Annotated in this window: 1 protein-coding gene; it reads right to left on the minus strand. The window is 47.5% G+C overall.

Annotated elements, in window-relative coordinates; all coding sequences use genetic code 11:
• On the minus strand, positions 1-205 hold a 205-nt coding region (locus tag AAEZ18_RS19040), incomplete at its 3' end, for an IS66 family transposase (RefSeq protein WP_350552698.1).
• Positions 206-263 lie beyond the last annotated feature (58 nt).

The following is a 263-nucleotide window of genomic DNA, read 5'->3' on the forward strand; positions in this document are numbered from 1 at the left end:
CTTGATAACCGGCAAGAAATTCTTTTGCGCAAGCGCGACTTCGACCTGCTTGGTAATCGTAAATCACGACAGGCTCACGGCTGACCTCATTGCTGCGATAAACCCACATGTAGGAATTGCTGCTAGGGTTGTCACCTTCATCTAACACTTGTGTACGGGTTTCATCGGCACATAAACTATGCTCACTAAGCAAGTGACGTTGCATGGCTGCCACTAAGGGGCTGATTAGCAGGCCCGCTTTAATACACCAATTAGCTAATGTT

The organism is Pseudoalteromonas sp. 19-MNA-CIBAN-0066, from assembly GCF_040308705.1.
GTDB lineage: Bacteria > Pseudomonadota > Gammaproteobacteria > Enterobacterales > Alteromonadaceae > Pseudoalteromonas > Pseudoalteromonas nigrifaciens.